The sequence below is a fragment of the Kribbella antibiotica genome (genome assembly GCF_004349055.1).
In the GTDB taxonomy this organism is placed as follows: Bacteria; Actinomycetota; Actinomycetes; order Propionibacteriales; family Kribbellaceae; genus Kribbella; species Kribbella antibiotica.
In genome coordinates, this window is the sequence record NZ_SMKX01000063.1 from 22296 (window position 1) to 44963 (window position 22668).

A 22668-nucleotide genomic window follows, 5' to 3' on the forward strand; every position below is an offset into this window, starting at 1 on the left:
GCCCACGGCCCACCCGAATCGGCAGATGTCACTCACCTGCTCCACCGATCCACCACCGTCGTGGCTCATCTGTAACACCTCATCCGCTTCCTCGGCCTTCCGTGCTGGTGAGACGCACCCTGCGCGACTTCATGACGCGACAGTGGCCGAGGAAGTTGACGGTCCCCGAGAGTTTTACCGAAATCAGTTCATTCGGGTCAGGCGGCCGTCCGGGTCGACCTTGACGGTGATCTTCTGGGTGCCGACGGTGAGGTCGACGAAGAAGTTCGTCCCGGCGGATCGGGTGGTGTACGAAACCTCTTCGCCGGTTTTCGCCGGGGCGACGACGGACAGGATGCGCGCGTTCTGGCCGGTCTGGGTGAACTTGACGACCGGTGCGGGCGTCTTGGCGAAGATGTCCGGGAGGTACCAGCCCTGCGCCGGGTTCGACTTTCCCTGGTCGACCGTCGTGGTCCCGTTCATCTGCCCGAACGGAATCTGGAACAGATGCGTCCGTACGCCGCCACCGGTCGCGACCGCGGTCGTCGGCGACTGCACGGTGACCGTCTGCCCCGGGGCCAGGTGCCACAGCGTTTCGTAGCGTTGCTCGCTGCCCGACTCGCCACGGTCCAGCGCGACGACGACATCCGGATCCTTCAGCACCAGCACGTCCCGGGTGCGCTTGACGCCCTCGGCCGGTTCGTCGGCGAGCTTGTAGTAGTCCGAGTTCGAGGTACTGGCCGAGCCCACCAGCCGGGTCTTCACGAGCTTGCCGGTAGCGGTCGGGATCGTCATCACGTTGTGCGCGGCCTGGCTCGGCGCCCAGTCCTGCAGGTCGCCCTTCTTGTACCCGTAGTACCCGGGGTCGATCAGGACGTCGTGCCCGTGCCAGTTGTAGTTGATCGAGGTGTGGTCGTCATGCCCGTGGTACTTCTTCTCCTGCCCGAACCGGATGCTGTACGCCGACTCCTCGCCGAACGCCTGCGTCTCGCCCCAGCCGGTGTGCCCGAAGATGTAGCCACCCTTGAAGATCCCCGTACGGCGCTCCGGCCGCGGACCCGACTTACCCTTCGACCAGACGAACTCCCACGGCGTACCAGGGTAGTTGTCCGCCTTCTTCTGGGTGGTGTTGCCGATCTGGAACAGTTCGCCGTTCGGCTTGGTGGCGAGCGCCATCCATTCGGCCAGCAGTTTGCGCCGGGCATCGATCGCCGGTCCCGGGTCGATCCCGCACGCCCGGACGAACCTGGCCGCCCGGCCCCACAGTTCGTAGTTGAAGCCGGCATAGCCGACGGACTGCTCGTTCGTCGTACCCTCGGCGTCGATGGACTGGACGACCGCGGAGTTCAGCCGGCCGACGGCCTTCCGCATCAGGTCCTCGCGGTTGAAGGTACAGCCGACGCCGAACAGCGCGATGCTCTCGTCGGTGCCGTGGTTCCGGTTACCGCTCCAGTGATCGATCATGTACTGCGCGTGCGTGAGCAGCGCGTCATCGAGCCACTTGTACTCCGCGGGCAAGGTCTTTGTGTTCAGGGTCTTTGTGTGAAGGCCCGTCAGCACGGCCTGCCGGGCGCAGATCAGCACGTTCGTCCGATGCATCGTGGACTCTGCCGCGCTGGGATTCGCCTTCCAAGGGAAGGGGTTGTCGCGCACCCAGTCCTGGATGATCGCGAGCGTGTGCTTCATCGCCGTGGCGTTCCCGGCCCGGGCGGCGTCGATCCCGTTGCCCAGCCAGCGCAGCGAATGCACCCACAGATGCCAGCTGGGATCGTTGTAGGGGTTCGACCCCCAGGTGATATCCCCGGCTCCGTTACCCACCTTGTACGGCGGGTTCTTGCCCCAGGCGAACGTGTCGTTGAGCACCATCGACAGCGGAATGTCCTTCTGCAGACCGCTGTAGCCCGGGCACGCATAGCCAACGGGAACGGGCTTCACTCCCGGAGCCGGCGACAATGGTGTCGACAGCCGCGTGAGCGGCGGCGGCACGGGTTCCGCCGTTCTCGCCTTACCAGGCAAGAGAAGAAAGATCGCGCCCGCGAAGGCGATTCCGCAGACCAGGACACACACCGTCACCAAAGCGATGGTGTTACCCAGTTTGCGTTGCAGTGCCTTGTGTCCAGCCACCCCAGCCTCCTCCGGAACCGCGCATGCCGAATAGAGGTCTAGACCGGTATGGGCACAGAGGTATCCGAGGGAAGGTCACCGCATGGTGGTGTCTCCGCCCCCGGCCCCGGCTTCGGTGTTTCCGGTCAGGACCCTATATAGGCAGTAACGCCTGAGCTGGGCCGAACCGTTGCATGAAGCACCGAAGCGGAGCCGTGATTGCCACTAGTGGCAACTCTGTTGCTGCTAAGGGAGTCAGAGCTCCGGGTACAGCGGAAATTTCGTGGTCAGCAGGCCGACGCGCTCACGCAGACCGTCGAGCACCGACTCGTCGGCCGGGTGAACGAGTACGGTCGCGATGATGTCGGCGACCTCCGCGAACTCGGCCGGACCGAATCCACGCGCTGCCAGGGCCGGCGTACCGATGCGGAGTCCGGAGGACACCATCGGCGGCCGCGGGTCGAACGGCACCGCGTTGCGGTTCACGGTCAGACCGACCGAATGCAGCCGGTCCTCGGCCTGCTGTCCGTCGAGCTTGGAGTTCCGCAGATCGACGAGCACGAGGTGCACCTTCGTCCCGCCGGTCAGCACCGAGATGCCCGCCTCGCGGACGTCGTCGGCGAGCAGCCGGGTGGCGATCGCCTGGGCGCCGTCGAGCGTACGGCGCTGCCGGTCGCGGAACTCGTCCGAGGCCGCCAGCTTGAACCCGACTGCCTTGGCCGCGATCACGTGCTCCAGCGGACCGCCCTGCTGGCCCGGGAACACCGCCGAGTTGAACTTCTTCGCCAAGTCAGCGCGATTGGTGAGGATGACGCCGCCGCGCGGACCGCCGAGGGTCTTGTGCGTCGTCGTGGTGACGACATCGGCGTGCGGGACCGGGCTCGGGTGCAGCCCGGCCGCGACCAGGCCGGCGAAGTGCGCCATGTCGACCATCAGGTACGCGTCGACCAGATCCGCGATCCGCCGGAACTCGGCGAAGTCCAAGTGCAGCGGGTACGCCGACCAGCCCGCGACGATGAGTTTCGGGCGGTGCTCGAGGGCCAGCCGCTCGACCTCGGCCATGTCGACCACGAAGTCGGTGTCGCGGACGTGATAGGCGACGACGTCGTACAGCTTGCCGCTGAAGTTGAGCCGCATGCCGTGGGTGAGGTGACCGCCGTGCGCGAGGTCGAGGCCGAGGATCGTGTCGCCCGGGTTGAGCAGTGCGGACATGGTGGCGGCGTTCGCCTGCGCGCCCGAATGCGGCTGCACGTTCGCGAAGTCGGCGCCGAAGAGCGCCTTGACCCGGTCGATCGCCAACTGCTCGACGACATCGACATGCTCGCAACCGCCGTAGTACCGGCGGCCGGGGTAACCCTCGGCGTACTTGTTGGTGAGGACCGAGCCCTGTGCTTCCATCACTGCAAGCGGAGCGAAGTTCTCACTTGCGATCAGCTCGAGGGTGTCGCGCTGCCGACCGAGCTCGGCCGTCAGCGCTGCCTTGATCTCTGGGTCGAATTCGGCCAGTGACTGGTTGAGGATGCTCATCTCACTCGGCTCCGATCAGGGTCTGGTACGCCGCGGCGTCGAGGAGGTTGGTGGGTCCGGTGACCTTGATCCGCACGAGCCAGCCGGCCTGGTACGGGTCGGTGTTCAGCAGACCGGGATCGGCCACGACGGCCTCGTTGAGTTCGACGACCTCGCCGTCGAGCGGCGCGAACAGGTCGCTGACCGACTTGGTCGACTCGATCTCGCCACAGGCGTCGCCGGTCGTGATCGCCGTACCGACGGCTGGCAGGTCGACGTACACGACGTCACCCAGGGCCTCGCCCGCGAAGGCGGTGATGCCGACGGTCGCGATGTCGCCGTCGATCGAGACCCACTCGTGGTCCGCGGTGTAGTTCAGTTCGGTGGGGACAGGCATCAGGACTCCTGGCGGCGGTAGAAGGGGAGCGGTACGACGACCACGTCGTCCTGGGTGCCGCGGATGTCGACCTGCAGACGGGTGCCCGCTTCTTCGTAGATCCCGTCGACGTAGGCCATCGCGATCGGGTGGCCGAGCGTCGGTGACGGCGCTCCGCTCGTCACGGTGCCGACTTCACGTCCGGTCGTCGGATCCAGAACGGCGTACCCGCTGCGTGGTGAGCGTCGTCCGGCCGACGTGAGCCCGACCAGCACGCGCTGCGCACCCTCGTCCCGGCGGCGGGCGAGCGCCTCGCGGCCGACGAAATCCGCTTCCTTGCCAAACGCAACAACCCGGCCGAGGCCCGCCTCGAACGGAGTGATCTCACGACTGAGTTCGTTGCCGTACAACGGCATCCCAGCCTCGAGTCGCAGGGTGTCCCGGCAGGCCAATCCGGCCGGCTTCAGCCCGTACGGCGTACCGGTGCGCAGCAGCTCGGCCCAGATTCGCGAGGCGTCGTCCGGGCGGCAGTAGATCTCGAAGCCGTCCTCACCGGTGTACCCGGTGCGCGCCAGCAGAATGTTGCTCCCGGCAAGCTTTGTCTCGGTGATCGCGTAGTACTTCAAACCGAAGATTCCGGTTTCGGTGAGCTCACCCACGATCTGTGCCGAGACCGGGCCCTGAACGGCGATCAGTGCCCAGCAATCGGTGGCGTCGCGCAGCTCGACAGTGAAGCTTGCAATGCGACGCTCCAGCTCGGCGTGCACCACGGCGGTGTTGCTGGCGTTCGCGACGATCAGGAAGTGGTCATCGGCGAGTCGGTAGACGACCAGGTCGTCGATGATGCCGCCGTCCTCGGCGCACAGCATCGAGTACCGGGCACGACCCGGGGCGATCTTCGACGGCTGCCCCACCAGGCAGTGGTCGAGAGCCTCGGCGGCGGTGGCGCCGATCAGCTCGAGCTCGCCCATGTGGGACAGGTCGAACAACCCGGCCGTGGTCCGGACAGCCGTGTGCTCGGCGATGTCGGAGGTGTAGCGAACCGGCATGGTCCAACCGGCGAAGTCTGTGAACGACGCACCAAGTTGCTGATGCTCTGCGTGCAGTGCAGTCGCGCGTGGCTCTGTCATGGAATGGGAGGCTCCCTCGGTCAGGCATCGTCAACGCGATGCCACTGCTGGGTGACCTCCCCGCTCTGTCATCGATACCTGAGAGCTTCGCCGCCGGGATGTGGCGGTTTGCACCGTGGGTGCGAGTCCCGGAGTAATGACACAGGGGACCCGTCTTTCCAGAGTTCGCCTCATCGGAACGGTCAGTGGGCCTGAGAGATTCTGGGGAGATTTGCTCCTTCGGCGCCGGGCAGTGGTGAGCCCGGACTCTCCCGCCCCGATTCGAACGGCGCGATATGCAGTTAGGCGGCCGACTCTAGCAGCCGATCGGGACCCTGGGATGTGATTGGGTCGACCCCGTGAGTGCCCCAGAGATCGCGTTCCGTCATCGGTGTGCCCAGGCGATCCTCTGGTTCCTGTACGTCGTCGCCCCGGTCGCCCAGGTGGTGATCCTGGTGTTGCTCGAAGCGTGGGTGTTGGCGCTCCTGTCGGTCTTCTTCGTGGTGCTCTTCTGGTTCCTGCGGCGCGGTAACCGCTACGACGTGCGGTACTGGCCGGTCGTCGGTGCCACGACGTGGGGGATGGCCGCGCTCGTGCCGGGCCTGTTCGGCAATGACCATCCGAGCTGGGGAGTGCTTGCTGCCGTGCCCTGTGCCTTCGTCGGCTACTGGCTCGGCCGGTTGGCGGAGTGGCTCGTCATGAACCCGCTGGACGTCCGGCTCGCCGACAGCCCGTACCGGTTGGCCTTCCGGTTGCGGGACGAGCCCGGCAGGCGGGTGGTCATCGAGGTCACGTCGCTGGTGCTGCTGACCAGGGTAAAGACGGTGGAGGGCGGCAAGACGACCAGCAGCGAGGAAGAAACGGAGGTCCCGCTGACGAGTCTCAGGGGCGCCTCCGTCCAGCAGTTGTCCGGCGGGTCGGCGCTGGTCGTTCAATCTTTTGACGATGAATGGATCCTTCCGGTGGATGACGCCGTCGTACTGGGGCAGATCATCGACCGTCGGATCGCACTTCTGAGGGGCACACAGTGAGCGGAATGTCGACCTTGAGCCTGGTGCTCATCGTGGTGTCGGTGGTCGGCGTCGGGGTGGGTGCCGCCCTGCTGATCCGGCGGCAGCGGTACATCAAGTCGCTGCGCGACCGGGGCTGGACCTTTGACGGCAGCCCGGGGTTCGACACGGTCGCGCGGCTGAGCAACCCGCCGTTCGGGCTCGGGTTCAAGCGCTCGCCGGACGACCAGATCACCGGTCTGACCGCCGGTGGCCGGCCGTTTCAGGTGATCGAGTACGGCAGTGAGTACTGGAAGGGCTGGGTCGGCATGGTGACGCTGTCGCGGCACCTGCCCGAGCTGTGGGTCACCGGCGGTCAGACGCTGCCCCGCTCTGGCGTCTCCGCGACCATGGTCCCTGTGCCGCCTGCGCTGGGCACGGGCTGGACGGTCGGCGTGCAGGACCCGGCCTTCGCGAACGAGGTGCTCACCGGCCAGCTCTGCGTCGCTCTGCTCACCTTGGTCAGCAGCCAGCCGGGCGTGAACCTCAGCATCGACGGCGACCAACTCGTCGTACAGGATCCGCCGCGCAAGGACCCCGAGCAGCTCGCTCCCTGGCTGGAGCAGCTTGCGACGCTGGCCGCCGCCATCGACGCGGCCCCGCTCGACCGCTGGATCCAGCCCGTGCGCGAGCCCCGGCTGAGCTTCTACCAGCACCCCGAGTGGTACTGGGTCGGCCAGGACGACAGCCTGCTGCAGAGCACCCCGGTCACCCGCAGCGGCCACGACCACAGCACCAGCAACGTGATCCGCGGTCGCGACGGCGACGGCCCGCCGTTCGTCGCCTTCACCCACGACTGGAAAACCACCCGCACCGAAAGCTCCACCGACTCCGAGGGCCGCACGACCACCCGCACGGTCACCGAGAACCACAGCGAGCCACTGCTCGGCTTCGAGCTCCCGGTCCACCTGCCGCGGCTGACAGTCGGCTACTCCGGCCGCGGCATCAGCTTCGAGAGCGAGGCCTTCAACGACCAGTTCTCCGTCAAGGCCGACGATCAGAAGTTCGCGTACGACGTCATCCACCCCCGCCAGATGGAGTTCCTGATGGCGACCCGCCCGTCGCCGTTCCAGGTCACCGGCAACTGGGCGTGGTTCCAGGTGTCCACCCACGACCACCAGACGATCGCGCGGAACTCCTATTTCTTTCGCGACTTCCTCGCCTGGATCCCGCGCTTCGTCTGGAAGAACGTCGGCCTCCAGGACTCGCCGTACCCGCAGCGTTAGAGTTCGACCGTGCTCCAGAACCGGCACTGATGCGCCCGGCTCAGATCGGTACGGCGGATGGTGTGCGCGAGCGACTGGACACCGGAACCGGTGGGGCCCAGGCGCGGCCAGTGGGGGAGACCCGGCGTGTTCGGATCGCCGGTGCGCGCGAAGGCCGACCAATAGTCGATCATCGCGTTGGCCAAGTGGTGCTGGGCTGCGGTCAGGGCCGGACTCGTGGCGCCATCGCGCAGGTCGAAGAGGTAGAGAGCGTCGGCCGAGTGATAGGCGCCGTACGGGTAGGTGACCGGTGGCAGTGTCGGCGGTGCGGTGCGGTCGGCGAACTCGTAGGCGTACGTCGGTGAGCGCCGGGCGAAGCGCTGGTTCCGTGCCAGTGTTGGGCAGGCGAAGGCGCTGTCGGTCGTGACGGCGGCCCAGGTCCGGCTCGGCGCGATGCCTGGGCGGAGCGGATAGCGGGCGGCCACCCGGCGGGCGTCAGGTCCGAAAGCCTTGGCCAGATAGTCGTTGTACTGCTGGGATGTGAGCGGCTGATTCGCGAGATCGATCAGGCCTTGGATGTAGGTCATTTCGTCGCGAGTCGTGCCCGACAGCATCGGTACGACGGCCATCCGGCCCGCAGCCAAGACCGTGGCGGGGTTCTCGGGCAGGGTTCGGCTGCCGTAGGAGAGCCCGGCGAAGTGACCGAAGACCGGCATCAGTTCGGGGACGGACTTGTCGCGCAGACAGTCGATTGTCGTGCATTTGAAGGTGGCGGCAACGGCCTGCCCACGGGTAGCGACGCTGCCGGCGGATTCCCACGGCGAGACCGTCGGCAGGCCCGGTGCGAGCGCGTTGGCCGGGATGGGCGTCGTACAGAGTGAGCTTTGAATGATCGCGCGGTGGAACGGGCCTCCTGCGGCGAGGTGGGCGCAGATGCTCTGCCCGCCGGCGGACTGACCGAACAGCGTCACGTTGCCGGGGTCGCCACCGAAGGCAGTGATGTTGCGCTGCACCCACCGCAGGGCGGCTTGCTGATCCTCGAGCCCGAACGCGCCCGAGCCTTCGAGCCCGGGATAGGCAAAGTTGCCGAAGATGCCGAGCCGGTAGTTGACCGTGAGCACGACGACGTCACCGCGAACCGACAGTCGATGCGGGTCGTACTCACCTCCCGATCCCTCGACGAATCCGCCGCCGTGCAGCCAGACCATCACGGGTCTGAGCGCGCCGCCGTCGGCCGGGGTGGTGACGTTCAGAAACAGACAGTCCTCGGCTGCACTGGGCGGCGTACCGGTATCGGATTTTGCTTGGGCGCACCGTGGTCCCAGGCCGGCGGCATCGCGGACACCGGTCCAACTGGCCGCCGGCGCTGGTGAGCGCCACCGGAGCTCGCCGAGCGGCGGCGCGGCGTACGGGATGCCGTTGAACTCGCGGTGATCACCGCGGTCGACCCCGCGGACGGCACCTTGCTGGGTGTGGGCAATCAGCGGATCCACCGTGGGGATCGCCGGGCCGGTCAGGAGCAGCGGGAGGAGGAGAGCGAGGATCTTCACCTAATCAATACTAATGTATTGGTTTGTTCGTGAGAGGTTGGTCCTCATGAGAGGGCAGGGAGCCGCGTACGACGAGCGGCGGACGGCGATCGTCGAGGCGGTGTTCGCGCTGGTCGACGCCGGTGGGGTCGAGCAGGTCTCGGTACGGCGGGTTGCCGATCAGGCCGGGGTGTCGATCGGCCGGGTGCAGCACTATTTCCCGACCAAGGACGACCTGCTGCACGCCGCCTTCGCCGCGATCAATGAGCTCGGTGCGCAACGGGTGCAGGAGCGTGCCGATCGTGACCGCCCGGCCGATGTACTGAGGGCTGTGCTGACCGTGCTGATCCCGCAGACCGAGGATGATCGGCGGCTGTTCCGGATCCAGCAGGCGTTCGAGACGCACGCGCTGACAAGTGCCGAGCTCGGCGCGCAGGTCAAGCAGGGCTATCGGGAGCTGGCCGGCCTCTTCACCCTCCTGCTTGGCGGGCCTGGCCACGAGGGCGAGGCTCAGGAACTACTGGCCACCTCGGTCGGGTTGGCCGCGCTCGTGCTGAACGACACGATGACCTCGGCGGAGGCTGAGGTCATCGTTCGGCGCCGCCTGTCTTAGGCGGCTGAGCCGTCCTGAGCGACCAGCTCAGCGTCGTCGAGCTCTGCGGTCGACTGGTTCAGGACCGAGTCGAGAATCTCGCCGGCCCGGATGGCGATGTTCGAGAGCAGCGACGACGCGAGGCCGTGGCTGTGCTCGGTGCCGCCGCCCTGCAGGTAGATGCCGGCGCGGAGCTTCGGTGTGGTGGCGACGCGATAGTCGCGGCAGATGCGGAGGCGGCCGGCGCTGTCGCGGCGGCACTCGCTGCCGAGGTCGCCGAGGAAGTCGGTGGCGTCGCCGGGGGTGTAGCCGGTGCAGAACACGATCAGGTCGGCGTCGAGCGGGGTCTTTTGGCCGGTGCTCAGTGACTCGACCGTGAGCGTCACGCCGGTGCCGGTGTCGCGCAGGTCTATCACCTGGGAGACGTTGAAGAACCGCAGGCGCTCCTTACCGACGATGCGCTCGCGGTAGGCCCGCTTGTAGAGGTCGTGGATGACCTCGGCATCGACGACCGAGTAGTTCGTGTTCGCGTGGTACCCGAGGAGCTGCTGCTTTACGTCCTCCGGAGCCGAGTAGAACTCGTCGACCGCGGCCGGGTCGAACACCCGGTTCGCGAACGGGCTGTCGTCGGCCGGGCTGTAGCCGAACCGGGTGAACACCGAGCACACCTCGGCCGACGGGAAGTGCTCGTGCAGGAACCCGGTGACCTCGGCCGCGCTCTGGCCCGCACCGACCACGACCACGCGGCGCGGCTTGGCGTCGGCACCGAGCTGACGGACCTTGTCGAGCAGGTCGCGGTTGTGCCAGACCCGGTCCGAGGCGGTGACGCCGGCCGGCAGTCGCGGCGACAAGCCGGTGCCCAGGATCAGATTGCGGGTGCGGTGCGTCTCGCGGACGCTGCCGTCGGCCGACTCCGAAACGACCTCGAGCTCGTCGACGTACCCATCGGTCAGGATCGGGCGGACTTCAACGACGGTGCGGTCGTACTGCACGACGTCGTCGACCTGGCCGGCCGCCCACTCGAGGTAGTCGTGGAACTCGACGCGGAGCGGGAAGAGCGTCTTGCTGTTGATGAAGTCGATCAGCCGGCCATTGTGGTGCAGGAACGTCAGGAAACTGAACTGGCTGGCCGGATTGCGCAGCGTCACCAGGTCCTTGAGGAACGAGACCTGCATGGTCGCGTCCTCGATCAGCATTCCGCGATGCCAGCCGAACCGCGGCTGCCGCTCCAGGAACAGCTGCCGCGGGGCCGCCGCGCCGAGCTCGCCGGCAGCGATCGCCACGGCAAGATTGGATGGGCCGAAACCGACCCCGATCAGTTCGAAGCCTTCCACAGGGCGGATCCTCCTCATTGGCGGTAAGGGGAGGCTAACCTAATCGATCAACCAATGGACAGTGGGGGTCCACGGCGGTCACCGAGCGCTGAAGGCCGCCGCGGTCACCGAAAGTGTGTGCGCGGTTCGTGCCGGGTCGACCTGGGCGACCAGCAGATAGAGCAGATCGGCAGTCAGTAGCTGGGCGTGCCGTGCTGCAACCTCGTCAGGCTGTACGTCGGAATGCGGCGAGGCCGCGGTGATGTGCTGATCGGCAATGGCCGCCATGGCGGTCTCGGTGGAGCTGGTGATCGCCACCGTCCAGGCGCCGTGTCTCGTTGCCTCGGACAACATTCCGAGGGTGTCCTCGGTGTCTCCGTGGTTCGAGATCGCCACTGCCACACAGTTCTCGTCGAGCAAGGCGGCACTCGGGAGACCGCTGTGCCGGTCGGTGTGGGCGTGGGCGTTGACACCCAGCCGAGCCAACCGCGCAGCCAGTTCGCGGCCGACGAGCCCGCTGCCGGCGACGGCGTACAGGTCCAGTTGACGGCAGCTGCGGATGCGGGTGGCGAGGTCGGTGAGTGCGGCCAGGTCGTACTGCTGTGCGGTGGTCCGGATCGCGACGAGTTGAGCGTTGAGCAGGGTCGACAGAACTGTCGACGGTGAGTCGCCGGGCCCGAACGAGTCGCCGAAATCGGTGAGCCACGCGCGGTCCCGGTCGCCGCGACCGACGTCCTGGGCGGCGGCCACGCGCAGCGCCGGGTAGCCGGAGAAGCCGAGTAGGCGGCAAAGTCGGGTGACGGTTGCGGGGGAGGTGCCGGCGCGCTCGGCGAGGCCGGTGATCGACAGCTCGAGCGGAGCGCTGGGGTCAGCCTCCAGTACGGCGGCCACCCGGGCCATCGTGGGCGGCATTTGAGCTCGATAAGTCAGCACCAGGTCGAGGAGTTGCATGCTGGTGATAATCCTTGTCAATCGATGAGATTCCGCCGAGAGTTATTTTCACCCCCGCTGACGCTCACGGCAAGGACCCCCGCTCATGCGACGACTGCTGACCCCGCTCGTAGTGCTGACTCTGCTGCTGACCGGCGTGACTCCGGCGGTCGCCGCGGTCGCGAAGGTGTGGACCGCCGACTCGTGGCAGCGCGTCTTCCGGACCGATCAACGCCCGGCCACAGTCAGTACGTCGATCAACTGGGATGCTGCGCGGAACGAGGCCGAGTCGTATCAGATCTTGCTGCGGCACACTGCGAGCTTCACCATCATGGGAGTCAGTTTCAGTGCGTTGACAGGGTCGGCCGGGACCATTGCGGCAGACAAGTTGGAGTACAAGTTTCAGAATCACCATGCGCCGGAGGGCGGTCAGCTCTTTCCGGATCCGTTGGGTAATGAGCGATCGACAACAGTGGCTGCGAACACCACGCAGGGGATCTGGGTGACGGTCAACGTGCCGGCTGGGCAAGCGGCTGGGGCCTACACCGGGTCGGCGGATGTGGCCACGAGCACGGGGGCGATCGCCGTACCGGTGCGGTTGACGGTGTATCCGGTCGACGTGCCGAATGCCGTGGACAGTAAGTACATCTACAGCACCTGGAACGTCTTCTTCAACGAGTACGCCGATGACTCCGGCGACAAATTGGCCGATGAGATCGTCGATCGGTACCACTTCACGCGGTACTCGCCGCAGTGGTGGAAGCTGATGGAGGACTTCGCCAAGGAGCAGAAGGCGACTCGGCAGAACCAGGTGCACATCTCGATCGACCCGCTGCTCGACGGGCCGACCACGCTGGTCGGGAACACCTACCACTTCGACTGGTCGAAGTTCGACCAGTTCGTCGAGTTGTTCATCCAGCACGGTTCGGTCGCCCGGCTGCGTGGGAACCCGCTACTGAACGCCTTGTACACCGACAAGGTCTGGATCATCGACAACGTGAACGGCAAGGCCCAGGTGCGGCTGGCGCCGGTGCGCAGCCCGGAGGCGGACCGCTGGCTCGACCAGTATCTGCCGGCCCTGAAGGCGCATCTGGACGCGAAGGGCTGGACCGGCATCTGGCATCAGACGATCTCGGATGAGCCGAAGGCCGACAAGATCGCCAACTACAACTGGGCAGTCGGCAAGTACCGGCAGTACTTCGGCGCGCAGGCGAAGACCCAGGATGCGGTGATCGACGTCTTCCCCGACCTGGTCGATCACGTGTCGGTGTGGATTCCGTTGGTTGACCGGCTCCAGGAGAACCAGCAGTTCTACCGCGATCGCCAGGCCGCCGGTGACGAGGTGTGGACGTATGTCTGCCTGCAGCCCGATCCCCGCGACGGCTGGCTCAACCGCTGGTCGACATACCCGGCGTACACGGCCAGACAACTTGCCTGGGGCAACTTCAAGTACGGCGCAACCGGCTTCTTCCACTGGGGTTACAACGCCTGGACCTCCGGCGGGTACGGCGGAGTCGAGCCCTACCCGGGTGATGGCTACATCGTCTACCCCGACGTGCCCAGGGGAACCGTCCGGACGAGTGTGCGGTCGCTGGCGACGCGGGACGGCAACGAGGAGTACGAGCTGCTCACCATCCTGAAGCGTCGCGATCCCGCGGCAGCACAGCGGCTCGCCGATGCGCTCATGACCGGCTACGACAACTTCACCGACGACACCGACTTGATGGCCAAGACCCGCAAAGAACTCCTGCTCCGAGCCGCTGGCGCCGCCGTACCAGCTCGTGTCGAAGCCGAGACCGGTCAACTCACCGGGACGGCCCGCCTAGATACGGTGGGCACCGGCTACACCGGCACCGGGTACGCCGGCTGGCTCGACCAGGCCGCCGGTAGTTCGGCCACCGTCGACGTCACCGCGGCCCGTCCCGGACCGCAGGTCGTCGAGATCCGCTACAGCAACGGCACCGACACCTCCAACACCCTGACCCTGCTGACGAACGGCGCAGCACCGCGGAAGGTGGCCTTCCTGCCCACCGGCGACTGGAACACCACGTGGTCCTCGGCCTACGCCACGGTCGATCTGCTCTCCGGAGCCAACACCATCACCTTGCGGCACGAGGCCGACGACGGATCGGCCGATCCGGATTCCCTTACCCTTTGGTGAGAAACACCTTGGGGTGTGGTGGACAGGTAGGGGCATGAGCGAGCAACCAGAGCAGCGCGAAGCGCGGTTCGTGGCCCTGTACGAGGCGACTTACGCCGATCTTGTGCGGTTCGCGCAGCGGCGGGTGCCTGAGGGGCAGGCCGACGACACCGTGGCGGAGGCGTTCCTGGCCGCGTGGCGCCGGTTGGACGACGTACCGGCGCAGTTGCCGCAGGCGCGAGCCTGGTTGTTCGGGATCGTGCGGAACACGATTCTGAACAGCCACCGCGGCGTCCGGCGGCAACAGGCGGTGGCGGTTCGGCTGGCCGAGGTGACGACCACCTGGCTCCCGGACGATGCCGAACTGGTGGCCCGGCAGGTGGACCTCGCGCGAGCGTGGGAACAGCTGTCGGCGGTGCATCAGGAAGCGCTCGCCCTGGCGGTGATCGACGACCTCCCGAGCCGCGAGGCCGCGGCGGTGCTCGGCATCACGAGCGTCGCCTACCGGATCCGGCTGTCCCGGGCGCGCAATGCCCTGCGCGGTCACCTCGGTCACCGCCCCACCCCTGTCACCGAGAGGCAACCCTCATGAAAGACGACTACGCGGCCCTCAAGGCACTCGACCCGGCGACAGCCGAGGTCGATCCCCACAGCCCCCGCGCCCAGGCGTCGCTGGAGCGCATCCTCGCCACTGACCCGTCGTACGGCGTCCGTCGGCCGCGGTTCCGACGGCCGCTGATGCGCGTGGTGGTCGGTGTTGCGGCCGTGACGGTCGCGGCCTTGGCCGTGTTCGTCCCGCGCTCGGGCGGCGACGCGTACGCCGGCTGGACCTCGGCACCGTTCGGGCTGTCGCCCGAGGAGTATGCCATCGGTGTTGCCGACTGCCGCCAGTCGCTGCAGAGCCTGCAGCCGCCCAGCGAAGGCTCCGAGGTTGCTGTGGCCGAACGGCGAGGCAAATGGGCGATCGTGATCCTCAAGGGGCCGGGCAAGGTCGACAGCTTCTGCATGACGAACGTCGTCGAATACGACAAACGCAGTGGCTTCGGCAGCGCTGCCCCCACGCATCCGGCGGTCGGTCCGCGAGAGGTACTGGCCCTGCAGATGGGCGCATACGGGGGTAAGGAGGTCGGCTACGTGACCTCCGCGGTCGGCTGGGCCGGGTCCGACATCGTCGGGTTGACCTACACCAGTCCGACCCGTGGCATCGTGAAGGCGACCGTCAAGAATGGCTTCTTCGCGTTCTGGGTGCCAGGCCAGGAGTTCGGGGGCCCGGACTGGAAGCCGGTGCTGGCGCAGGTGCAGTATCGCGATGGCACCACTGCCGAGATCACGATTCTGCTCAGCTGACCGGCTCCAGGCGGAAGACGCGGATCTCGCGGTTCGGGGCGCGGGTGGCGTAGGTGTTGTACGCCGGCCAGTAGGCCGCGACCTCGTCCCACATCGCCTGGCGTTCGTCGCCGAGCAGAAGCTGCGCGCGGACGGGAACGATCTTGCCGCGGACGGTGGCGGTGGCCTCTGGCTGGTCGATCAGGTTGGCCGACCAGGCGGGGTGGTTCTCGCCGCCCCAGTTCGAGCCGATGACGATGAACGAGCCGTCGCGTTCGACGTACAGGAGCGGGACCTGGCGGGGCTGCCCGCTGCGACGGCCGATCGATGTGAGCAGCAACGTCCGCAGACCGATCGACGTACCGATCCCGAACCGGCCGTTGGTACGGCGGAGCAGTCGCTCGTCGACTTGGGTCAGAGCCTGGCCCACGCCGGCGAAAGCCCTGGTGGTGCCCAGCTTGCCGATGATGCGCTGCAGTCCGTTCATTGACCGGAGTCTAGAGGTTGCGTGAGCAGGCCTCGCGCATGGGCAACGGCCGTGGCCTCGGTGCGCGTGGTGGCGTTGAGCTTGGTGAGAATCCGGCCGACATGCACACCGACGGTCGCAGGCGAGATGTACAGCTCGGCGGCGATCTGCCGGTTCGGCAGACCACGAGCAAGCAGGCGCAGTACGTCGTACTCGCGCGGAGTGAGCCCGCTGTCGTCGTCCGGTGTGGTGTTCGGCGGTTCGAGCCTGGCGCGCTGACCGAGCACGGCGATGCGCGCGAGGTAGACGCTGCTGCCGAATCGGATAGCGATCTCGCGTGCCTCCTCGAGGCGGCGTCGTGCGCCGGGCCGGTTGCTGGCCGCCAGCGCGGCCTCGGCGGCGGGGATCAGGCAGTCGATCAGGCCGAACAGATGCCCGAGCCGGCGCCAGCCGTCCGCAGCCTCGTCCCAGTCGGTCATCCGGCCCGGCCCGATTGCGGTCAGGATCGTGCGACGGTACGCCTCCAGCAACATCGCACCGGGTGGTATCTGCTGGACGAGCTCGCCGATCGTCGCGCGGATCCTGGCGACGTCGGCGGCAATCTCACGGTTGCGCGGCGCGGCAGCCAGCCGGGCGCGTTGCAGCATCGCGACGCCGAACAGACCGTCCTCGTCCGGAACGACCTCCGGGGTGGCGCAGTGCTGCAGATAGATCTCGACCTTCGGGCCGGCCGACTCGGGATCCTGCCGGGCCGCGGCCAGCTCACACCATCCCATGGTCACGTAGCCGAGGATGTAATTACGCAGTACAGGTGAGCCCGCGGCTAGCTCCTCCGGTGAGTGCAGGACGGCTTCGGCCTGCTCGAACTCGCTCCGATAGGTGCGGACGGTGGCCAGCATGCCGCGCGTCCCGATCCGGTAGAGCGGCTCGGGCTCGGCGGCCAGCACCTGATCGATGATCGCCACGGCGTCGTCCCAGCGGCCCAGGATCAGGTAGGTGGAGGCCAGATTGACGCGTAGCAAGGGGCCGCGCCATTTGAGCATCCCGACCAGCTCGACCTCGCGCAGCGAGACCGGCACCGCCTCGACGAGCTGCTCGTAGCGGCCGGCCCAGGCCAGCGCGGAGATCTCCCAGAGGGCGTTGGACACAAACGTGTAGTCGTCACCGATCCGCAGCGAGATCTCTCGCGCCTGTCCGGACGCAGCCTGCGCGGCGGCGGTGTTGCCACAGACGAGTTCGGTGAAGCCGAGAGCAGCGAAGCCGCGGCCACGCAGTTTGTCGTCATCCAGGGCTTCGGCGATCTCGAGCAGGATCTCAGCGTGCTGCCGAGCACCCACGGGCTCCCGCGCCGTGGCTGCGTCGACAGACAGCCCGTAGTGCAACAGGCCGAGCGAGTACGACGGCCGATCCGGGAGCAGGAGCTGAGCGCGATCGAGGTCCTCGCGGGCGCCGAGGTCCATCCGGCTGCGGAACAACGCTCTGTCAAGGAGCACCTCGGCCGCTTGCTCCGGATCGGTCTCCGGGTCGATAAGTTCCAACGCGGCTGTGCAGTGGGCGGCGCCCTGCTCTGCCCGGCCGGCCGGAACAGCAGCTGCGATCGCGCGGCGAAGCAGCGGCAAGCTGTCTGGTGTTTCGGTCTGCGGAAGCAGCGCGAGCGCGCGGAGCAGATGGTTGTGCTCCTCGGAGTACGCGAAGCTCGCCTTGGCTTCATCAGCCGCGACCAGCGCAGCGTTGAAGGCCTCGATCGGTTGACCGGCCAGATACCAATGCTCGGCCAGCTCAGCAGCAGCCAACCCCTGTACGGCGAGATCTGGCCGCTCCGCCAAGGCGGTTGCGGCGCGTGCATGCAGCCGCCGCCGTTCGCCGGGGAGCAGACCCGTGTAGACGGCCTCTCGAATCAGCGCATGCCGGAACCGATAGCCGTGCTCAGTCGGCAACAGTTGGTCGTGCTCGACCAGCTCGCGGAGGGCAGCGTCGAGGTCGTCGTCGGATCGGTTCGCGAGCAGGGTCAGCAGATCGTGGCCGATGGCGGCACCGGCGACTGACGCGACTGCCAGCACCGGCCGGGCTGTATCCGAGAGCCGGGCGACCCGCTCCTGAAGCAGAGCACGCAGCGGACTGCCAGCGTGGCTTTGAGTGTCCCCAGCGAGCGCCTCGACGAACAACGGGTTGCCACCGGAACGCCGGTGGATGGCAGCGGCGCGGGCCGGGTCGTAGCGACCATCGAGTCTGGTCAGGAGCTCACCGACGTACCGCTGCTCCAGCGGGCCGAGCTGCAGGGTGGTGATGTCGGAGCGACGGCCGAGCTCGGCGACGAGTTGCCGGACCGGATGACCAGCGGCGAGTTCGCCAGTCCGGACGGTGCCGACGAGCAGGACTGGGAGGTCGCCGAGGTTGCGGGCGAGGTAGCCGAAGAGTTCGCGGCTCGCGCCGTCGGCCCAGTGCAGGTCTTCGAGGACCAGCAACAACGGGTGCTGCGCGGCGGTGCGTTCGATCAGCGCGAGGAGGTCCTGTAGCAGTGCGAGCCGGCTGCCGGGCGCGGCCTGGTCCGACTCGCGGGGGAGGAGCGCGGCGAGCGCCGTACCGGACGAGGTGCTGCCCTCGGCCGCGACAAGCTGGCGCACGATCGGGAGGAAGGCGACGTACGGGAGGTGTTCGGCGCCGAGCTCCGGGCAACCGCCGCTGACGGCGAGCCAGTCGGGACCGAGCGCTGCGGTGAACTCCGCGATCAGGCGGGACTTGCCGATCCCGGCCTCGCCCGAGATCAGGACGCGCGCCGAACCGCCGTCGCGAACGCGGTCGGCCGCGGCTCGTAACACGTCGAGTTCGGCTTGTCGCCCGACGTACAGGGACCTCACCGTGGCGCTGTCACCGGACATGGAAATACCGCAATCCACGGATTCGCCGGATGCGGTCTGCCAGCACGCTGTGATCGTAAACCGGCTAAGGGGCGAGAGGGCGATGACAGTGAACACTCCGAACAGCACACCGAGGGATACTGCGGACGATGCAATCCGGCCGCTACGGATCGAAGTTCCCCAGTCACAGCTGGATGATCTGGCCGAGCGGCTGCGGCGGGTTCGCTGGGCCAACGAGCTGCCGCGCGACCAGGTCACCGACGGCGTCCAGCGCGGTCCGGTCGTGCCGGGCTGGGAGTACGGCGTACCGGTGGAGTACGTGAAGCGGCTGGTCGAGACGTGGCGCGACGGCTACGACTGGCGCAAGTGGGAAGCGCGGCTGAACGAGTACCCGAACTTCACCACCGAGATCGACGGCCAGAACATCCACTTCCTGCACGTCCGTTCACCCGAGCCCGACGCCACGCCGCTGATCCTCACGCACGGCTGGCCGAACAGCGTGGTCGAGTTCCTCGACCTGATCGGCCCGCTGACCGACCCGCGCGCTCACGGCGGCGATCCGGCGGATGCCTTCCATGTCGTGGTGCCGTCGCTGCCCGGCTTCGGGTTCTCCGGACCGACCTTCGAGAAAGGCTGGAACCGGCACCGTACGGCGCGCGCCTGGGCCGAGCTGATGAGCCGGCTGGGCTACGAGAAATTCGGTGCCCATGGCAACGATGTCGGCTCGTTCGTCTCCCCGGAGCTCGGCCGGATCGCGCCGGACCAGGTGATCGGCGTACATGTCACCCAGCTCTTCTCCTTCCCGTCGGGCGACCCGGCCGAGTTCGAAGGGATGAGCCAGCAGGACATGGAGTACCTCGGCTTCCTGCAAAAGTTCAACGAGGAGATGTCCGCCTACGCCAAGCTGCAGGAGACCGCGCCGCAGAACCTCGCCCACGCCCTCGCCGACTCGCCGAGCGGCCAGCTCGCCTGGATCGCCCAACTGCTCGCCGCCTGCGACGACGAGCACGTCCTGACGAACGCGACCATCTACTGGCTGACCAACACGGCTGCTTCCTCGGCCCGCTTCTACTACGAGGACCACCACGCCAACCACCCGACCGAGCCCACCAAAACCCCGACCGGCCTGGCCAGCTTCGCCAACGACTTCACCCCACTCCGCCGCTTCGCCGACCGAGACCACGCCAACATCGTCACCTGGACCGAATACGACCGCGGCGGCCACTGGGCGACCCAGGACGCCCCCGACCTGCTCGTGGAAGACATCCGAAAGTTCTTCCGCACCGTCAAGTAGGAGGGAACCACGGACCCGGCGAGTCCGTCACATGAGGCGCTGGACGGTCTTTTGCAGAAGGCCGTCCAGCCACTCGGCCGTCGGCGCGCCCTGCGGCCGGTTTCGCCCGTGGATGGTTGGGGCAGTGGGTGGCTGGGGTGCTTGGCGAGGTCGCGACCGCGTGCCTCGTTGCTTGAGGTTGCCGGGCTGTGGTTGCCGTCGATAACAACGAGGCCAGCTAGCTGACCTCCCGCAGTGGCTTTCAACGACAGGTCAGGTTGTTCCGGGGGTTGCCGCATGCGGGTGTCCGGCTGGGCTGGGGAGCGCTACGTACCTAAATCGACAGGCAGCACTCCCCAACCCCGGCAACCGGCCACCAACCCGACGACCCCGGCCGCACCCCCACCACCGTTGCAGACAAGATCAGCGAGAACCCCCTGCCCCACAACGGCAGCAGACACCCGCAAAGCGACCCCATTACCGCGACCGCAGCTAGCGTCCGAAGAACCGGAGACCATGTGCTCGGAACCTTCGGACGTTAACGGTTTGAGCGACCCTTCGACACTGCCCCGGCCCCTTAACCAACTGGCATTTGGGGGCGCCCACCAAATGCAGCCTGAACGCGATCGCCGACGTCACCTCGGCAACCCCAGCCACAGCCCGGAACCTCAAGCAACGGCCACCGTGGACGCGGCCTGTTTTTCTGGGCCGCAACCAAAGCCCGGAACCTCAAGCAGCGTGAGCCTAGGTCGCCGGTCTCGCCATCTCGCCTGAGCCACCGCGGCGCTCAGCCACCCGTCTTTTATAGTCGGCCGGTCGCGGCGAGCAACCAGGCACCCACGCCCCCGGCCGAGTCCTCGCCGGACCCTAACCGGGGCTGCGGATCCCCGCCCGCCCCAAGGGCAATCGACTGAAGCGTTCGGGCACGCCGGGCGGTTGTGGGCTGGGGTGTGGGCTGGTGTGGGCTGACAAAGTAGCCCACAGCTCACCATGTAAATAAGGGCTTTCCGGCCAAAAACTGTCGGTGGCTGTGTCTATGCTTTTGGGTATGGAGATCGTGGGGATGCGCCCGGTGTACTTGCAGAGTGCCAGCGAGCTGGTGGCCTCGCTGGACGCCATGCATGCCGCCAAGGCTCTGCTTGACACCGCCATCCTGCAAGCCTCGGGGCGCCTCGACGAGATGGGCGCCGCGGCCGAGCTCGGTGCTCGTGACACTGTCGATTTCTTGTCCGAGCGGTACCGGGAGGCTCCTGCCGAGGTTCGTAAAGCTCTGGCGTTCATGGCTGCTTTGCGTAAGTACCCGGTCGTGGCGGGCGCGTTGCCGGATCCGACAGACCCGGCCCGGCCGTGGACGATGCGTCCCGCGCAGGGCATGGTGATCGTCGAGACGTTGGAGAAGGCACCGTCGACTGTTTCGGTTGAGACGCTTGAGTTCACCGAAAACCAGATGGTCGGTGTCGCGAAAGACCAGGACCCTCGTCGGCTCGCCAAGTTCGGCAACGATGTCCTTGCGCGGCTCGACGCCGATGGTGCGGAGCCTTCTGAAGAAGAGGCGCACGCGAAAAGGTCGTTGCGGTTGCGGCAGGTTGATGGCGGGGTGAAGTTCAGCGGGTTCCTGCCTGGTGCTGACGGTGAGCAGCTCACCACGCAGATCCATATGTTGTCGAAGCCGCATAAGACTGTTGATGGTGAGCGTGATCCGCGGCCACAGGACGTGCGTCAGGCCGATGCTCTGGTAGCCACCATGGACGCCGCGGCCGGCAACCCTGACCATCCGGGTGTTCCGCATCTGACCGTCACGATCGACTTCGATGATCTGAAGGCGGCTCTCGGTGAGACGGCGGGTGCTGTTGGTGAGTTGGTGTTCGGGAACAACCTGTCCGCCTCGGCGGTGCGGTTGCTGGCGTGTGATGCCGCGATCTTGCCGATTGTTCTGGGTGGGGATTCGCAGCCGCTGGATGTTGGGACTGAGCAGCGGTTCGTGAATCGCTATATGCGTCGCGCGTTGATCAAGCGCGACAAGGGATGTGTGGTGTGTAAGGCACCGCCGTGGATGTGCCATGCGCACCACGTGATTCATTGGGCCAACGGTGGTCCGACCAGCATGCAGAATCTGGTGCTGTTGTGTGCGTCGCATCACCGGGCTGTGCATGCGGGGCAGTGGGCGGTGTCGATCACGGGTGGAGTGGTGGAGGTGACTCGGCCGAGCTGGGCCGATCCATCGCCGGTGACGGATCCTGCTGTTATGGCGGCCGCTCTCAGCTGGGCGACGCCTGCACCCGACACCGCCAGCAGCTTCGGCAGCACCGACGGCTCCAGCAGCAAACCGACGCGTGGGCAGCCCGACATGCTCCCCGCATCCAGCGCCATGACCAACCCGGAACTGGCCGCTAAACGCGAGGCCTTCCGTGCCCGACTGATCGCACACGTGCCCAACTACACCGACCCCTGGGCAACCAACGCCACCCCTGCAGCAGGCCCCTGAAGCCCCACCGACCCGAGTGATCCACGCGGCCATGCCCCGTGGATCACTCACCCATGCCCCGAACACCCATACCCGCTGCCAGTCGCGCCGATTCCGCAACAGGCTCTCTGCGAGAAGAAGTGCCGGCTAGCGAATTCGAGTGGGTTAGTCGGACGCGGGCAGCATCTCAAGCATCCTCTCCGCTCCGAACCACCGCGACGAGTCACTGAACGGGCCTCGTCACGGTCAAGCGCAACCAAAGCCCAGAACCTCAAGCAACCCGGACCGCGGTTACCGACCTCGCCAAGCAGTCCGACCACCGCGCCGGATCCGGCCGATCCGCCGTACCGGGACACCAACCGGGGACACCAACCGGGGACACCAACCGGGGACACCAACCGGGGACACCAACCGGGGACACCAACGGGGGACACGAACGGGGGACACGAA

Annotated in this window: 17 protein-coding genes and 2 riboswitches; of the genes, 8 read left to right on the forward strand and 9 right to left on the reverse strand. The window is 67.1% G+C overall.

The genetic code is table 11. From position 1 onward, the window contains the following. Nucleotides 1–183: 183 nt before the first annotated feature. The 4 genes from E1263_RS21610 to gcvT all read right to left on the reverse strand — a co-directional run bounded on the left by E1263_RS21610 (nt 184) and on the right by gcvT (nt 5094). On the reverse strand, nt 184–2103 hold the full coding sequence (locus E1263_RS21610; RefSeq protein WP_132170172.1) for a heparinase II/III domain-containing protein: 1920 nt from the start codon (nt 2101–2103) through the stop codon (nt 184–186). Between the two features lie 234 nt (nt 2104–2337). Then, complete coding sequence (gene glyA / locus E1263_RS21615) at nt 2338–3609, reverse strand: serine hydroxymethyltransferase (protein ID WP_132170174.1); 1272 nt, start codon at nt 3607–3609, stop codon at nt 2338–2340. A 1-nt stretch (nt 3610) separates the two neighbouring features. After that, nucleotides 3611–3985 (reverse strand): glycine cleavage system protein GcvH, encoded by a 375-nt coding sequence (gene gcvH / locus E1263_RS21620; protein WP_132170176.1) that lies wholly within the window; start codon nt 3983–3985, stop codon nt 3611–3613. Next, a complete protein-coding gene (gene gcvT, locus E1263_RS21625; protein ID WP_132170178.1) occupies nt 3985–5094 on the reverse strand; it encodes a glycine cleavage system aminomethyltransferase GcvT in 1110 nt (369 codons plus the stop codon). Before gcvT ends, gcvH begins: the two co-directional genes overlap by 1 nt. A gap of 55 nt (nt 5095–5149) precedes the next feature. Next, a riboswitch (glycine riboswitch) is annotated at nt 5150–5263 on the reverse strand. After that, a riboswitch (glycine riboswitch) is annotated at nt 5264–5358 on the reverse strand. Nucleotides 5359–5432: 74 nt separating this feature from the next. On the opposite strand from gcvT, the gene E1263_RS21630 reads away from it, so the two are divergent. Beyond that, on the forward strand, nt 5433–6104 hold the full coding sequence (locus E1263_RS21630; RefSeq protein ID WP_132170180.1) for a hypothetical protein: 672 nt from the start codon (nt 5433–5435) through the stop codon (nt 6102–6104). Nucleotides 6105–6109: 5 nt separating this feature from the next. Next, nucleotides 6110–7348 carry a hypothetical protein gene (locus tag E1263_RS21635; RefSeq protein ID WP_132170182.1) on the forward strand — a complete coding sequence of 413 codons (1239 nt, stop codon included), beginning with the start codon at nt 6110–6112 and terminating at the stop codon, nt 7346–7348. Here E1263_RS21635 and E1263_RS21640 read toward each other — a convergent pair. Continuing rightward, nucleotides 7345–8877 carry a carboxylesterase/lipase family protein gene (locus tag E1263_RS21640; RefSeq protein ID WP_132170184.1) on the reverse strand — a complete coding sequence of 511 codons (1533 nt, stop codon included), beginning with the start codon at nt 8875–8877 and terminating at the stop codon, nt 7345–7347. The genes E1263_RS21635 and E1263_RS21640 overlap by 4 nt on opposite strands. 46 nt (nt 8878–8923) lie before the next feature. On the opposite strand from E1263_RS21640, the gene E1263_RS21645 reads away from it, so the two are divergent. Further along, entirely contained in the window at nt 8924–9469 is a 546-nt protein-coding gene (locus E1263_RS21645; protein WP_165956703.1) for a TetR/AcrR family transcriptional regulator, read from the forward strand. On the opposite strand, the gene E1263_RS21650 is transcribed toward E1263_RS21645, so the two are convergent. Both E1263_RS21650 and E1263_RS21655 read right to left on the reverse strand, forming a co-directional pair. Beyond that, on the reverse strand, nt 9466–10782 hold the full coding sequence (locus E1263_RS21650; protein WP_238161372.1) for a lysine N(6)-hydroxylase/L-ornithine N(5)-oxygenase family protein: 1317 nt from the start codon (nt 10780–10782) through the stop codon (nt 9466–9468). The genes E1263_RS21645 and E1263_RS21650 overlap by 4 nt on opposite strands. Nucleotides 10783–10860: 78 nt before the next feature. Beyond that, nucleotides 10861–11712, reverse strand: coding sequence for a MurR/RpiR family transcriptional regulator (locus tag E1263_RS21655; RefSeq protein WP_132170190.1), 852 nt, complete (start codon nt 11710–11712; stop codon nt 10861–10863). Nucleotides 11713–11797: 85 nt separating this feature from the next. Between E1263_RS21655 and E1263_RS21660 the strand changes: the two genes are divergently transcribed. Genes E1263_RS21660 through E1263_RS21670 form a run of 3 tightly spaced genes read left to right on the forward strand, consistent with a single transcriptional unit; the run spans nt 11798 to nt 15178 of the window. Next, nucleotides 11798–13852 (forward strand): glycoside hydrolase domain-containing protein, encoded by a 2055-nt coding sequence (locus tag E1263_RS21660; protein ID WP_132170192.1) that lies wholly within the window; start codon nt 11798–11800, stop codon nt 13850–13852. Nucleotides 13853–13886: 34 nt separating this feature from the next. Further along, complete coding sequence (locus E1263_RS21665; RefSeq protein WP_132170194.1) at nt 13887–14423, forward strand: RNA polymerase sigma factor; 537 nt, start codon at nt 13887–13889, stop codon at nt 14421–14423. Continuing rightward, the gene (locus E1263_RS21670) at nt 14420–15178 is read left to right on the forward strand and encodes a hypothetical protein (protein WP_132170196.1); all 759 of its coding nucleotides are present in this window, start codon (nt 14420–14422) and stop codon (nt 15176–15178) included. The genes E1263_RS21665 and E1263_RS21670 overlap by 4 nt, the downstream gene beginning before the upstream one ends. Here the strand turns inward: E1263_RS21670 and E1263_RS21675 are convergent. After that, nucleotides 15171–15644 carry a nitroreductase family deazaflavin-dependent oxidoreductase gene (locus E1263_RS21675; protein WP_132170198.1) on the reverse strand — a complete coding sequence of 158 codons (474 nt, stop codon included), beginning with the start codon at nt 15642–15644 and terminating at the stop codon, nt 15171–15173. The two genes, E1263_RS21670 and E1263_RS21675, sit on opposite strands and share 8 nt — an antisense overlap. After that, the gene (locus tag E1263_RS21680; RefSeq protein ID WP_132170200.1) at nt 15641–18502 is read right to left on the reverse strand and encodes a helix-turn-helix transcriptional regulator; all 2862 of its coding nucleotides are present in this window, start codon (nt 18500–18502) and stop codon (nt 15641–15643) included. Before E1263_RS21680 ends, E1263_RS21675 begins: the two co-directional genes overlap by 4 nt. An 82-nt stretch (nt 18503–18584) precedes the next feature. Here E1263_RS21680 and E1263_RS21685 point away from each other — a divergent pair, with 82 nt between their 5' ends. Then, nucleotides 18585–19775 carry an epoxide hydrolase family protein gene (locus tag E1263_RS21685; protein ID WP_132170202.1) on the forward strand — a complete coding sequence of 397 codons (1191 nt, stop codon included), beginning with the start codon at nt 18585–18587 and terminating at the stop codon, nt 19773–19775. A gap of 1027 nt (nt 19776–20802) precedes the next feature. Further along, nucleotides 20803–22239, forward strand: coding sequence for an HNH endonuclease signature motif containing protein (locus E1263_RS21690; protein ID WP_165956704.1), 1437 nt, complete (start codon nt 20803–20805; stop codon nt 22237–22239). Nucleotides 22240–22668 lie beyond the last annotated feature (429 nt).